A 13,855-nucleotide genomic window follows, 5' to 3' on the forward strand; every position below is an offset into this window, starting at 1 on the left:
CGTGAGCGACCGCGACCGGACCACCCCCGGTGAGGGTGACGGCGATGCTGCCGGTGACAACCCCTGGGTAACCCGTACGACGCGGGCCGCGGGCCCCGTCCGGGCGCCGTGGGAACGGGCCGGTCGCCTGCAGAGCCAGCCGGACGACGAGAGCGCGGACGACGAGGAAACCGGTAGCCACGGCGGCGGTGGCGTCACCGTCGCCGAACTCATCGCCCGGCTCTCGGGCGGCGCGGTGCCGCCGGCACCTGTCGTCGAGGCACCCGCACCACCCGAGCCGCCGAAGCCCCAGCGGCCCGCGCCGAAGCCGGCCCCGGCGCCACGGAACGCGCCGAAGCTCGAGCCCGTCGCCCCACCAGTGGCCGAGGAGCCCGCGCGCACCGCCCGCCGTCGAGTCGAATCCGAGCCCGTCACAGAGGTTTTCGGCGCGCCGCTCGCCGACCCCGACGCGCTGCCCGAACGGCCGCGGGCCGTGGTGCGCACGGACGTCCGGAACTACATCGACCATCCCGAGCGGCCGGCGCACATCGACGCGCCCCCACCGGTCGATCACCACACCCGCCACAGGTTCGCGGTCGCCGGTCGCATCCTCATGGCGCTGGTGGCCGTCATCGCGCTGTCGATGACCGGCGCCGCCTGGCAGTGGCAGAACATCAAGAACAACAACATGAACCGGGTCTCGGCGCTGGACCTCAACTCCCGCGACATCATCGACCCCAACGCACAGTTCGGCGACGAGAACTTCCTGATCGTCGGCGTCGACAGCCGCTACGGCCAGAACGCCGACATGGGTGCCGGCACCACCGAAGACGCCGGCGGCACCCGCTCCGACACGATCATGCTGGTCAACATCCCGGCGAACCGCAAACGCGTTGTGGCGGTGTCGTTCCCGCGCGACCTGGCCATCAAGTCGACGCAGTGCGAAGCCTGGGATCCGAAGACCGGCGGCTACGGGCCCATCTACGACGAAGACACGAAAAGCTATGGGCCCGACCAGGTTTACACCGAGACCAAGCTGAATTCGGCCTACTCTTTCGGCGGGCCGAAGTGCCTGGTGAAGGTGATCCAGAAGCTGTCCGGCCTGTCGGTGAACCGGTTCATGGCAGTCGATTTCGCCGGCTTCTCCAAACTCGTGGACGCCGTCGGCGGCGTCGAGGTCTGCAGCAGCACACCGCTCGAGGACTACGAACTGGGCACCGTGCTGGAGCACTCCGGCCGCCAGGTCATCGACGGTCACACCGCGCTGCAGTACGTGCGCGCCCGCCAGGTCACCACCGAGGTCAACGGTGACTACGGCCGCATCAAGCGCCAGCAGATGTTCCTGTCCTCCCTGCTGCGGTCGATGATCTCCAAGGACACGTTCTTCAACATCGGCAAGCTCAACAACGTCGTCAACCTGTTCATCAACGACTCCTCGGTCGACAACGTCACCACCAAGGACCTGGTGCAGCTCGGCCAGTCCATCCAGGGCGTCAGCGCCGGCCGCGTCACCTTCGTCACCGTGCCCACCGGCGTCACCGACTCCGAGGGCAACGAACCGCCGCGGGTCGACGACATGCGCGCGCTGTTCGACGCGATCATCAACGACGAGCCACTGCCCGAGGAACGCAACGCCGACAACACCCCGGTTCCGCCCACGCCGGCTGCCCCCAGTAGCACCGCGGCCAGCCCGGACGGCGAAGAGGTCAACACCACGACGACCGACCCGAGCCAGGTGACGGTCCGGGTGTCCAACTCGACCGGCCAGGACGGCTTGGCCGCGACGGCGACCAAGGAACTCGAGCAGCACGGCTTCACCGTCAACTCGCCGGACGACTACCAGGGTCAGGTGACGTCGACGACGGTGTTCTACTCGGCAGGGCACGAACAGGCCGCCGCGACCGTGGCGTCCACGTTGCCCAACGCCCACGTCGAGCGGGTGTCGGGCCTGGGCGACGTGGTGCGCGTGGTGCTCGGGACCGATTTCACCGCGGTGGGAACCCCGGCCGCCAGCGGTTCAGCCGCCCAGATGCGGGTGACCCATGGCAGCCTGTCGGGTGAGCCGACCAAGTTGCCGGAAGACCTCAGCATCACCAATGCGGCCGACACCACCTGCAAATAGCATCTGACCTGTCCCATTCACCGGCCGTTCATTGCCAGATCACGGCATGTCCAAGGGCCAGAAAGTAGTCTGGAGCCCATGCGTACCGCGTACCACGAGCAGCTTGAAGGCCTGACCAACCGCCTAGGCGAGATGTGCGGACTGGCGGGTGTTGCCATGGAGCGCGCAACCCAGGCTTTGCTGCAGGCCGATCTGGTGCTGGCCGAGCAGGTCATCTCCGACCACGAGCACATCTCCGCCCTGAGCGCGCAGGCCGAGGAGCAGGCGTTCGTCCTGCTGGCCCTGCAGTCCCCGGTCGCCGGTGACCTGCGGTCCGTCGTCGGCTCCATCCAGATCGTCGCCGACGTCGACCGGATGGGTGCGCTGGCGCTACACGTCGCCAAGATCGCCCGCCGCCGGCACCCGCAGCACGCGCTGCCCGAGGAGGTCAACGGCTACTTCGCCGAAATGGGCCGCCTCGCAGTCGAATTGGGCAACACCGCACAAGAGGTGCTGCTCACCCGGGACCCGGAGCGCGCGGCCCGCATCCAGGAAGAAGACGACGCGATGGATGACCTGCACCGTCATCTGTTCAGCGTGATGATGGACCGCGAGTGGAAGCACGGCGTGACCGCGGCGGTCGACGTGACCCTGCTCAGCCGCTTCTACGAGCGCTTCGCCGACCACGCCGTCGAGGTCGCGCGGCGGGTGATCTTCCAGGTCACCGGCCGGTTCTCCGACGACGACGGCCTGCCCACCATCAGCTAGGCCCGTTCGGCGGGTACCAGCCGCACGCCGTCGCGGCCGGCGGCCAGCAGGTCCTGCAGCATCTTCTCCAGCACCGACAATTCCGCGGCGGTGTAGCGCGACAGGAAGTCGTGCCGGCCGGCGTCCATCTCGTCGTGCATGCGCTGGTGTACCTCGATGAGGCGTTTTCCGTCCGCGGTGGGGGTCAGCTGCAGCTCTTTGCGGTTGCCCGGCACCGGCGTGCGGGTCACGAGCCCGGCGTCGACGAGTCTTTGGACGTGCTTCGACACGGTGCCCTTGAGCTGCCCGGCGCGGGCGGCCAGGCCCACCACACTGATCGGGCCGTCGGCGAGCTCCGCCAGTAGATGCAGACCGAGGGTGGGCAGCTCACGCACGGTACGTTCCAGCCGCGGCGGGCAGTGTGCGGCGAGATAGTCGCGCTCGGCGTCGACCTCGTCAGTGTCGAACTTGTCCCCCACCGCGCCGACCAACGCACTGATGTCGGCGATCAGCGCGGATTTGGTTTTCATGGAAACCATCTTGCCATTCGGCGAGCCATCGGCATATAGTTTCCGCAGAAACCATATTCTGAGTCGAGGAGCGCACATGAAGGCAGCGGTCGTGCACGAGTGGGGCCAGCAGCCCCGGTACCTGGATTTCCCCGAGCCTCAGCCACACGACGGCGCCGTCGTCGCCACCGTTGAGGCGTCGGCACTGACCAACCTGAGCCGCATGGTCATCATGGGAAACCACTACAGCAGCAAAGAGATTCAGCTCCCTGCCATCGCCGGGGTCGACGGCGTCGCCCGCCTCGATGACGGCACACGGGTGTACACCGGGTCGCTCGCCCCGTACGGGCTGATGGCCGAACGCACCCTCGTCGTCCCGGCCGGCGCCGTCCCGGTGCCCGAGCACGTCGACTCGGTGACCGCGGCGGCGGTGCCCAATCCCGGCATGTCGGCGTGGATGAGCCTGGACTACGCGGCTCAGACCAAACCCGGCGACCACGTGCTGATCCTCGGCGCCACCGGCGTCACGGGATCACTGGCAGTGCAGTTGGCCAAATTCGTCTTCGGGGCGGGACGCGTTGTGGTGGCCGGCCGCAACCCCGAACGGCTGGAGTGGCTCCGCACCGTCGGAGCCGACGACGTCATCGCGCTCGGCACCGACGATCTCGCGGAAAGCGTTGTGGCCCAACACTCGGCGCGGCCGTTCGACGCCGTCATCGACTACCTGTGGGGCACACCCGCGGAGCAGACGCTGACCGCCCTCGCCGCCGCGCATCCGTCGACCCATTTCCACGCCACGCGCTTCATCCAGGTCGGTTCGATGACCGGCGCGAGCATCAGCATCGACGCCGCGACGTTGCGCAGCACGGGCATCACGCTTCAAGGCGTGGGCATCGGCAGCGTCCCGCCCGAGGCCCTGCAGCGCGCCCGTACCGAAGGCCTGCCCCGGTTGTTCGCGATGCTCGACGCCGGTGAGCTGCAGCTGACCACCGTCGCCCGCCCCCTCGCCGACATCGAAAACGTCTGGGCGGCAAAGGAACCCTCCGGCACCCGCGTCGTCATCACGCCGTAGGGATTGCGTGCATTGCCGGAGCGGCGCGAGAAGTCCGTGAGTTCAATCGGGGTGGCCGTACGCCAGTGCTGATTGAACTCAGGGACCTCTGATCGCCGAAAAAGGTACCTGTCTTCAATCACGATGGCCGCAGTGTCTTCGTGATTGAAGACACGTACCTCCGAGGCCGACCCAGCGCTCAGATGCCGCACCACCGCGCCACGTACGCCCGCGCCGACAAAGCAACCCCCGCGCATATCCGCGGGTGGCCCGACCTAACCGAAGCGGCCGGAGATGTAGTCCTCGGTGGCTTTCTTGGACGGGTTGGAGAAGATCTTCTCGGTGTCGTCGATCTCGATCAGCTGGCCGGGCTTGCCGGTGGCCTCGAGATTGAAGAACGCGGTCTGGTCGCTGACACGCGCCGCCTGCTGCATGTTGTGCGTGACGATCACAATCGTGAAGTCCTGCTTCAGTTCTGCGATCAGGTCCTCGATGGCGAGCGTCGAGATCGGGTCCAGCGCCGAGCACGGCTCGTCCATCAGGAGCACGTCGGGCTGCACCGCGATGGCGCGGGCGATGCACAAGCGCTGCTGCTGACCACCGGAGAGACCACCACCGGGCTTGTCGAGGCGGTCCTTGACCTCGTTCCAGAGGTTGGCGCCCTTGAGCGACCGCTCGGCGACCTCGTCGAGCGTCTTCTTGTTGCGCACGCCCTGCAGCTTCAGCCCGGCCACCACGTTGTCGCGAATGGACATGGTGGGGAACGGGTTCGGGCGCTGGAACACCATGCCGATGGTCTTGCGGACGCCAACGGGGTCCACGCCGGGGGCGTAGATGTCGTCACCGTCGAGCAGCACCGATCCGGTGGCGCGGGCGCCCGGGATCACCTCGTGCATGCGGTTGAGGGTGCGCAGCACCGTCGACTTACCGCAGCCCGACGGCCCGATGAACGCCGTCACGCTGCGCGGCTCCACCGACAGGCTGACGCTCTGCACGGCGTGGAACGAGCCGTAGTAGATGTTGAGGTCTTTGAGATCCAGACGCTTGGCCATTGACGGTACTCCTGCTCACACTTTCTTCGGGGCAAAGAACTTGGCGCCCAACCGCGCCGCCACGTTCAGCAGCGCGATCAGCAGCACCAGGGTCAGTGCCGCTCCCCACATCCGGTCGGTGGGGACCTCGTTGGCGCCGGCACCGGCGCCGATCTGGTCGTACATCATGCCCGGCAGCGAACCCATGAAGCCGCCGAACATGTCGAAGTTCATGGCCTGTGCGTAGCCCACCAGGACCAGCAGCGGGGCCGTCTCGCCCATGACACGGGCCAGCGACAGCATGACGCCCGTGACGATGCCCGAGAGCGCTGTCGGGATGACAATGCGCACAATGGTTTTCCACTTCGGGATGCCCAGTGCGTAGCTGGCCTCACGCAGGTCCATCGGCACGATGCGCAGCATCTCCTCCGTGGACCGCACGATGACCGGGATCATCAGCAGCACCAGCGACAGCGACACCGCGAAACCCGTGCGCTGGAAGCCCAGGGTGGCGACCCACAGCGCGTAGACGAACAGCGCGGCGACGATCGACGGGACACCGGTGAGGATGTCGACCATGAACGTGGTGACCTTGCCCAGCTTGGTGCCGCCGCCGTACTCCACGAGGTACACCGCCACCATCACGCCGATCGGGATCGAGATGACGGCGCACACCAGCGCCTGCAGCACGGTACCGACGATGGCGTGGTACGCGCCGCCGCCCTCGACGAACGCCGTCATGCCGGACTGTGAGTTGGTGAACCATTCCGACGCCGTGAGGGCCTTGTAGCCCTTGGTGACAACGGAATACAGCACCCACACCAGCGGGATCAGCGCCACGAGCAGTGACAGGCTCACGAGCACCGTCGCGACCTTGTCGGTCACCTTGCGGCGCAGGCCCACCCCTTCGAACGACTGGTGCTTGACGGGCCGCTCCAGCATCGCCACCATCTTTGCGTTCATTTCGCCGTCCTTCCGGCCACGACCGCGCGCGCCGCGGAGTTCACCACGAACGTCAGGATGAACAGCACCAGGCCGGCGGCAATGTAGGCGCCCGCTTTGTACTGGTCGTTGAATTCGCTTGCGGTGGCCGCGATCTTGCTGGCGAACGTGTAGCCGCCGTCGAACAGGGTCCAGCTGAACTGGGTCTGCGTACCGCGCAGGATGATCAGCAGCGCGATGGTCTCACCGAGCGCGCGGCCGAGGCCGAGCATGGCGCCGCTGATGTAGCCCGAGAGGCCGAACGGCAGCACGGTGGTGCGCACGACCTCCCAGCGGGTGGCGCCCAGCGCCAGCGCGGCTTCGATCTGGCCGCGCGGCGTCTGGATGAAGACCTCACGGGTGACAGCGGTGATGATCGGCAGGATCATCACCGCGAGCACGATGCCAGCGGTGAAGATGGTGCCGCCGCCGGCGACCGAGGCGTTTCCGGTCTTGAACAGGAACAGCCAGTCGAGATTCTTGTTGAGCCACAACGCAAACGGCTTGAGCACGGGTGCCAGCACGTAGAGGCCCCACACGCCGTAGACGATCGACGGCACCGCCGCGAGCAGGTCCACCACATACGCCAGCGGTCCGGCCAGCCGGCGCGGTGCGTACTGCGTCTGGAAGATCGCGATACCCAGCGCCACCGGCATCGCGATCAGCAGCGCGAACACCGACACGAAGACGGTGACCTGCAGCAGATCGAGGATGCCGAAGTGCATCGCCGAGGTGTCGGTGGTGACCCAGTTGCCACCGAAGGTGAAGAAGTTCTCTTTGTTGCGGGCCAGCGCCGGGATGGCGCGCCACAGCAGGAACACACCGATGGCCGCGATGAGGGCGACGATCAGTACGCCGGAACCCTCGGCGAGCAGGCGGAAAATCCGGTCGCCCAGGCGAACTTTCGAGCCCTTCAGCGGGTCGAGAGACACCGGCGTCGGCTCGGGGAAGGGTGCGGCAAGCGCCTCCCCCGACCCCGCGTCGGCTGGATTCGGTGTTGTCACTGTCATCCTGTCAGGAACCTAACGGTCGTGGGCTCCGGTTCCATCCTTACTGCGATGGAACCGGAGCGCCAGCACTGCTTAAGCGATTGCGTCGACCGACTGCAGCAGACGCGTCTTGAAGGCGTCGGGCAGCGGGATGTAGCCCGCCTTCGACAGGTTGGCCTGACCCTGGTTGGCGGCGACCTTCAGGAACGACTTCACCGCGGCGGCGGTGTCGGCGTCGTAGCCCTTCGAGCAGACGATCTCGTAGGTGGCCAGCACCAGCGGGTACGCGCCGGCTTCCTTGGTCGAGTACAGCGACTTCAGGTCGAGGGCCAGATCGTTGCCGTCCTTGGCGAACTTGGCGGAGGCGATGGCCTTCTTGGCGTTGTCGTCGGTCAGTTCGACTGCGCCCGAACCGGTGTCGATCTGCGCGAACGGCAGGCCGGCGGCCGCGGCCGGGCTCTTCTCGACGTAGCCGATGGCGCCCGGGGTGGCCTGGACGGCCTGCACGACGCCGGCCGACTTCTGCGCGCCCTCACCGGCGCCGCCCTGGAACTCGCTGCCGGCGCCCTTCTTCCAGCTCTCCGGAGCCGCGGCGGACAGGTACTTCTGGAAGTTGTCGGTGGTGCCCGACGAGTCCGAGCGGTAGACGGGCTTGATGTCGGCGTCCGGCAGGCTGGTGCCGGCGTTCAGCGCGGCGATGGCCGGGTCGTTCCACTTCTTGATCTCACCCTGGAAGATCTTGGCCAGCACATCGGCGTTGACGACGAGCTTGCTCACACCTTCGATGTGGTAGGCCAGGGCGACGGGGCCGAAGACCAGCGGCAGATTCCATGCCGGGTTGCCACCGCAACGCTCGGCGGCCTTCTCGATCTGCTCCTTGGCCAGCGCCGAGTCCGAGCCGGCGAAGTCGACCTGCTTGGCGATGAACTGCTGGCGGCCGGCGCCCGAGCCGGTGCCGTTGTAGGACAGGTTCTTGCCCGAGCAAACCTGGCCCCAAGCCTTGTTGAACTCGGCGATCGCGTTCTGCTGCGCGGTCGAGCCCTCGGCGGTCAGCGCGTTCTTGCCGCCGCACTCGGCGGACGAACCGGACGTCGACGACGCGGTGCCGGACGTGTTGTCATTGCCACACGCGGTCATGCCGACGGCAAGCGACGCGGCCGCTGCGGTGACGACGAATGCTTTACCGATGCTGGTGAACTTCACGGGTCCTACTTTCGGTGTCGGCCGATGGTCGGCTTTCAAGGGTCGGCTTCCGACTCCCGCGCAACGTATGCGGCCGTAATGGACGAATCACTGATGCCGAATGAACACCGGGTGAACACGGTCAGGGACTTTTCAGCCAACTCGCCGTTTCAGCTAACGGTCGGAGCCGCCGCGTAGGCGACATCGGCGCTGTACAGCTCGAACCCCAGACGTCGGTAGGTTTTCACCGCCGCGGTGTTGTCTGCCTCGACATACAGCAGTACGGTCCCGTCCGTCCCCAGCCGGTCGGCCAGGTGGTGCAGGCCGGCCAGCGTCAGCAACGCCCCGAGGCCGCGGCCCTGCGCGTCCGGACCCACCCCGACGACGTACACCTCGCCCAGGCCCGAGCCCGGGTGAATCTTCGTCCAGTGGAAGCCGAGCAACCGTTCCCCGGCCAGATCGTCGGCGTCGTACGCCAGGAACAACCCGGCCGGGTCGAACCAGGACTCAGCCCTGCGCTCGTCCACCTCGGCCTGCGTCCAGCCGCCCTGCTCGGGGTGCCAGTGAAAGGCCGCGTTGTTGACGCGCAGCAGTTCGTCGTCGACTTCGGGCCCGGGATACGTGGTCAGCCGAACGCCCGGGACGTCGGTCAGCGCAGGCAGGTCGGACAACGAGCGGCGCATCTGCCAGAGTTCGCGCACCGCGGTCAGGCCGAGTGCCGCGGCGGTGGCCCGCGCGGCATCGAGATTGCCGTGCGCCCAGATTCGGGTGGCCGGACCACCGGCGTCCAGGCCGGTGCGGATCAGGTCGCTGCCGATCCCCCGGCGCCGGGCCGGGGCGGCGACGACGGCCTCGGCCATGTCCGGCGCGAGATTCAGATAGCCGACCAAAGCGCCGGAGTCATGCGCCAGCAGGTGCCGGGTGCGGTCCAGCGGGAGTTCGCGCAGCACCTGGTCCCCGACCGGGGCCACGCCGTCGGCGGCGGTCGCCGCCGCGACGAGTTCACGGATGGCCGTCTGGTCGGCAGCACTCAGTGCGGTGTGCCAGGTCAGTTCTGTCACTGCACGGGCTGGGTCTGGCGGGCGCCGTTCTCGACGTCACCGGAGTCGCCGTCGTCCTCGTCGTCGATGTCGTCGACCGATTCGGGGGCGCCGTTGGCGCGGCCGCGCGCGGGCCGCACGGCCTTGTAACCGACGTTGCGGACGGTGCCGATCAGCGATTCGTAGTCGGGGCCGAGCTTGGCGCGCAGGCGCCGGACATGCACGTCGACGGTGCGGGTGCCGCCGAAGAAGTCGTAGCCCCACACCTCCTGCAGCAGCTGGGCGCGGGTGAAGACCCGGCCGGCGTGCTGAGCCAGGTACTTCAGCAGCTCGAATTCCTTGTAGGTCAGATCCAGCGGCTTGCCACGCAGCCGCGCGGTGTAGGTGCCCTCGTCGATGACGAGTTCACCGAGGGTGATCTTGCCGGCGCTCTGCTGGTCGGCGACGCCGTTACGGCGTCCCACGAGCAGACGCAGCCGGGCGTCGATCTCGGCCGGGCCGGTGCCGGGCAGCAGGATTTCGTCGATACCCCACTCGACGTTGACGGCCACCAGGCCGCCTTCGTTGACCACGGCCACCACGGGTACGGACGCTCCGGTGCTGCCCAGCAGACGACAGAGTCCGCGGGCGGCCGCGAGATCAGTGCGCGCGTCGACGATCGCCACATCGGCGTTGCCGGCTTCCAGCAACGACGACACCTCGGTGGGTGCCGGCCGCACACTGTGCGGCAGTAGCGCCAGCGCCGGGAGCACAGACTCCGGGTGCGGGTCGACGGTCAGTAGCAGAAGATCCAACGGGTCCTCCAGTACGTCCGGGGCCGCACCGGACCCGCCCCCGCGACGACGCTGTCGCAGTTCAATCCGATTCAACTCCGGAGAATCATGGCTGACACATGGCCGTTACCGGCCAAGATCATCTAACGATAGCTTGCCACCTGCGATTTAGCGGCTTGGAACGGCCGGTCGCAACACTGCGTGGCTGGCCGTACGCCAGAATGTTCGGATGCGTAAGGTGCTGACCCGGCTGCTGATCCCAGCGGTCGTGCTGATCCTCGCGGTCGTCGGCACCGATTTCGGCTTCGCGATCTTCGCCGAATACCGAATGTCCCGCAGCGTCCGGACCGCGGCCCACCTGCACTTCGATCCGTGGGTGTCCATCCTCGGTTTCCCCTTCGCGACCCAGGCGGCGCGGGGCCGCTACCAGCAGGTCGAGGTCAAGGCCGCCGCCGTCGCGCACCCCGTCGTGGGGAAGGCGTCCATCGAGGCCACGCTGTACGACATGGTCGCGACGCCCAAGTCCTGGCTGATCGGACCCGACGCCAAGTTGACCGCGGCCAAGCTGGAAAGCCGCATCATCGTCGACTCGACCCATGTCGGCCGCTTCATGGGTATCAAGGACCTGTTGGTGGAAGCCCCGACCAACGATTCCAACGACGCCACCGGCGGCACCACCGAATCCGGTATCTCCGAGAACCACGGCCTCGTGTTCACCGGGACCCCGGCCGCCGCCGGCCTGAACAAGCGCGTCAGCGTCTCGGTGGACCTGTCCATCACCGGCGCCGACCACACGAACCTGGTGTTCACGGCGACCGATGTGCTCACCGGTCCGGGCACGGCGGAAGAAAAGGTGCCCGACGACAAGAAGGCCGCGGTCCTGCGGGCCTTCTCCACCACGATGCCGGGGATGAAGCTGCCGTTCGGGCTGACGCCGACCAGCGAGGGCGCGCGCGGCTCCGACGTCATCATCGAAGGCATCGCCACGGGAGTAACCGTGCCCCTGGATGGGTTCAGACAGTCATGAACTCCACAGTCGTGGTGCTGACGGTCCTGGTCGCCGCGCTCGGGATCGCGTACATCATCGGCCGCCTGCTGACACTGCGTGCCGGCCTGATGAAGGAAGTGGTGCCGGCCGAGACGTCGGCCGAAAACGACAACGCCGACCTCGGCCTGTCGACCACCGGCCCGACCGTCGTGCATTTCAGCGCAACGTGGTGCGGACCCTGCGCGGCCGTGCGCCGCGTCGTCGACCAGGTCTGTGACGACCTCGGGGTCGCGCACGTCGAACTCGATCTGGACGCCAATCCCGTTGCGGCCCGACGACTGTCGGTGCTCTCGCTGCCGACGACGTTCATCTTCGACGCCGCGGGGCAGCAGCGGTACCGCACCGCGGGCGTCCCGAAATCCGCTGATCTGCGCGAGGCCCTGCTACCGCTGTTGGCCTGACCACCCCGTCTTTGGGTAAGCTGTCTGCCGTGTTGGCCCCCCGCGAGCTCCTGCTCACCAAGCGTCGCGCAGTAGATCTGTGCCGCGTTGCGGGTTGTTGCTGTTGTTGTTGTAGCTGCTGAGTAGCCGCGCCGTCATTTCGTGTTGCGCTCCGAGCAGCCCTTCTGTGGCCAGTCCACGATCACAAACAACAGGAGCTTTCCCATGTCAGACAATTCCATCGAAACCCCGCAGGTCGACGTGCGTGGACCCCGCTTCGCAGCCTGGGTCACCACCGCGGTGCTGATCGCTGCGCTGCTGGTGTCGGCCGTCAGCCCGATCACCGCGGCCGTGATTCTCGGCGTGCAGGCCGTGGTGTTCGCGATCGGCGCCGTCGGCGGGCCGCGCAAGCACCCGTACGGCCGCATCTTCGCCGCCTTCATCGCGCCGCGGCTGGCGCCGGTGACCGAGAAGGAACCGGTCGCGCCGCTGAAGTTCGCCCAACTCGTCGGGCTGCTGTTCGCGATCGCCGGATTCGCCGGCTTCGCAGCGGGTACCCCCGCACTGGGCCTGGGTGCCACCGCGTTCGCGTTGATCGCCGCCTTCCTCAACGCCGCGTTCGGCATCTGCCTCGGCTGCCAGATCTACCCCCTGGTGGCGCGACTGCGCCGCACCGGCATCCCCGCCACCACCTGACCCGCTAGAGCGCATAAGCAACCGAAAGGAATTCGTACATGGCACGTTCCGACGTCCTGGTCTCGACCGAATGGGCCGAGAACAACCTCGACACCGCCGGCGTGGTGTTCGTCGAGGTCGACGAGAACACCAGCGCCTACGACGACGAGGGGCACATCCCCGGCGCCGTCAAGCTGGACTGGCGCGATGATCTGCAGGACTCGGTCAAGCGTGACTTCGTCGACCAGCAGCAGTTCTCGAAGCTGTTGTCCGACAAGGGCATCAGCAACGACGACACCGTCGTCCTGTACGGCGGCAACAACAACTGGTTCGCGGCTTACGCCTACTGGTACTTCAAGCTGTACGGCCACAACGACGTCAAGCTGCTCGACGGGGGCCGCAAGCGCTGGGAACTCGACGACCGCCCGCTGGTCAAGGACGCCACCGTCCGCCCGGCGACCTCGTACGAGGCCAAGCCGATCGACAACAGCATCCGCGCGTTCCGCGACGAGGTGATCGCCGCCATCAACACCAAGAACCTGGTCGACGTGCGTTCGCCCGACGAGTTCTCCGGCAAGATTCTGGCTCCGGCGCACCTGCCGCAGGAGCAGAGCCAGCGCCCCGGACACGTGCCGAGCGCCATCAACGTGCCGTGGAGCCGGGCCGCCAACGACGACGGCACCTTCAAGTCCGACGAGGAGCTGGCGAAGATCTACGCCGACGCCGGCCTCGACGGCGAGAAGGAGACCATCGCCTACTGCCGCATCGGTGAGCGCTCGTCGCACACCTGGTTCGTGCTGCAGGAACTGCTCGGCCACCGGAATGTAAAGAACTACGACGGCAGTTGGACCGAATACGGCTCCCTGGTGGGTGCCCCGATCGAGTTGGGAAACTGATATGTGCTCTGCACCCAAGCAAGGCCTGACGCTGCCGGCCAGCGTTGATCTGGAGAAGGAAACCGTCATCACCGGCCGCGTCGTCGACGGCTCGGGCCAGCCGGTCGGTGGCGCGTTCGTGCGGCTGCTGGACAGCACCGACGAATTCACCGCCGAGGTCGTCGCGTCGGCCACCGGTGACTTCCGGTTCTTCGCCGCGCCCGGCACCTGGACGCTGCGTGCGCTGTCCAAGGTCGGCAACGGCGACGCCGTGGTGGCGCCGACCGGTGCCGGTATCCACGAGGTCGACGTCAAGGTCGCATGACCTGAGTTAGTTCTCACTGCCGCGAGCGGCCGTGTTTGTACCCGACACTCCGTGTCCGGACGTACAGATGCGGCCGCTCGTCGCATCTGAGGGGCCGGTGCGGCGCACGTCACACCGGTAGCGCGAGTAACCTGTCTGTCCGTGGTGCTTTTCTTCGAGATCCTGCTGG

At 67.3% G+C, this 13,855-nt stretch carries 15 protein-coding genes; 8 read left to right on the forward strand and 7 right to left on the reverse strand.

Features of this window, described 5'->3' with window-relative positions:
- Window position 1: 1 nt before the first annotated feature.
- A complete protein-coding gene (locus tag VXD91_RS05045) occupies window positions 2-2,101 on the forward strand; it encodes an LCP family protein (RefSeq protein ID WP_318987061.1) in 2,100 nt (699 codons plus the stop codon).
- Between the two features lie 78 nt (window positions 2,102-2,179).
- Entirely contained in the window at window positions 2,180-2,848 is a 669-nt protein-coding gene (gene phoU, locus VXD91_RS05050; RefSeq protein ID WP_212813379.1) for a phosphate signaling complex protein PhoU, read from the forward strand.
- Here phoU and VXD91_RS05055 read toward each other — a convergent pair.
- Window positions 2,845-3,357, reverse strand: coding sequence for a MarR family transcriptional regulator (locus VXD91_RS05055; RefSeq protein ID WP_212813381.1), 513 nt, complete (start codon window positions 3,355-3,357; stop codon window positions 2,845-2,847). The genes phoU and VXD91_RS05055 overlap by 4 nt on opposite strands.
- 76 nt (window positions 3,358-3,433) lie before the next feature.
- On the opposite strand from VXD91_RS05055, the gene VXD91_RS05060 reads away from it, so the two are divergent.
- Window positions 3,434-4,408: a zinc-binding alcohol dehydrogenase family protein gene (locus tag VXD91_RS05060; RefSeq protein WP_346414826.1), complete on the forward strand. Its 975-nt coding sequence runs from the start codon at window positions 3,434-3,436 to the stop codon at window positions 4,406-4,408.
- Window positions 4,409-4,662: 254 nt separating this feature from the next.
- Here VXD91_RS05060 and pstB read toward each other — a convergent pair whose 3' ends face one another.
- The 6 genes from pstB to VXD91_RS05090 form a co-directional block, all read right to left on the reverse strand.
- Window positions 4,663-5,439 (reverse strand): phosphate ABC transporter ATP-binding protein PstB, encoded by a 777-nt coding sequence (gene pstB / locus VXD91_RS05065; protein WP_020098814.1) that lies wholly within the window; start codon window positions 5,437-5,439, stop codon window positions 4,663-4,665.
- 15 nt (window positions 5,440-5,454) lie between these two features.
- A complete protein-coding gene (gene pstA, locus VXD91_RS05070; protein WP_346414884.1) occupies window positions 5,455-6,369 on the reverse strand; it encodes a phosphate ABC transporter permease PstA in 915 nt (304 codons plus the stop codon).
- Window positions 6,370-6,377: 8 nt separating this feature from the next.
- Window positions 6,378-7,409, reverse strand: a complete 1,032-nt coding sequence (gene pstC / locus VXD91_RS05075) for a phosphate ABC transporter permease subunit PstC (RefSeq protein ID WP_036427561.1) — start codon at window positions 7,407-7,409, stop codon at window positions 6,378-6,380.
- 72 nt (window positions 7,410-7,481) lie between these two features.
- Window positions 7,482-8,591 carry a phosphate ABC transporter substrate-binding protein PstS gene (gene pstS, locus VXD91_RS05080; protein ID WP_346414827.1) on the reverse strand — a complete coding sequence of 370 codons (1,110 nt, stop codon included), beginning with the start codon at window positions 8,589-8,591 and terminating at the stop codon, window positions 7,482-7,484.
- Window positions 8,592-8,740: 149 nt separating this feature from the next.
- Window positions 8,741-9,631 (reverse strand): mycothiol synthase, encoded by an 891-nt coding sequence (gene mshD, locus VXD91_RS05085; protein WP_346414828.1) that lies wholly within the window; start codon window positions 9,629-9,631, stop codon window positions 8,741-8,743.
- Window positions 9,628-10,404, reverse strand: a complete 777-nt coding sequence (locus tag VXD91_RS05090) for a response regulator transcription factor (protein WP_346414829.1) — start codon at window positions 10,402-10,404, stop codon at window positions 9,628-9,630. The genes mshD and VXD91_RS05090 overlap by 4 nt, the downstream gene beginning before the upstream one ends.
- A 208-nt stretch (window positions 10,405-10,612) precedes the next feature.
- On the opposite strand from VXD91_RS05090, the gene lmeA reads away from it, so the two are divergent.
- From lmeA to VXD91_RS05115, 5 genes are all read left to right on the forward strand, one after another.
- The gene (lmeA, locus tag VXD91_RS05095; protein WP_318987066.1) at window positions 10,613-11,410 is read left to right on the forward strand and encodes a mannan chain length control protein LmeA; all 798 of its coding nucleotides are present in this window, start codon (window positions 10,613-10,615) and stop codon (window positions 11,408-11,410) included.
- On the forward strand, window positions 11,407-11,832 hold the full coding sequence (locus VXD91_RS05100; protein ID WP_318987067.1) for a thioredoxin family protein: 426 nt from the start codon (window positions 11,407-11,409) through the stop codon (window positions 11,830-11,832). Before lmeA ends, VXD91_RS05100 begins: the two co-directional genes overlap by 4 nt.
- Window positions 11,833-12,036: 204 nt before the next feature.
- Complete coding sequence (locus tag VXD91_RS05105; protein ID WP_346414830.1) at window positions 12,037-12,507, forward strand: DUF4395 domain-containing protein; 471 nt, start codon at window positions 12,037-12,039, stop codon at window positions 12,505-12,507.
- Window positions 12,508-12,545: 38 nt separating this feature from the next.
- Window positions 12,546-13,382, forward strand: a complete 837-nt coding sequence (locus VXD91_RS05110) for a sulfurtransferase (protein ID WP_061001504.1) — start codon at window positions 12,546-12,548, stop codon at window positions 13,380-13,382.
- Window position 13,383: 1 nt separating this feature from the next.
- Window positions 13,384-13,686 (forward strand): DUF1416 domain-containing protein, encoded by a 303-nt coding sequence (locus VXD91_RS05115; RefSeq protein WP_020098804.1) that lies wholly within the window; start codon window positions 13,384-13,386, stop codon window positions 13,684-13,686.
- Window positions 13,687-13,855: the final 169 nt, after the last annotated feature.

The sequence above is a fragment of the Mycobacterium sp. SM3041 genome (assembly GCF_039668335.1).
Taxonomy (GTDB): Bacteria; Actinomycetota; Actinomycetes; order Mycobacteriales; family Mycobacteriaceae; genus Mycobacterium.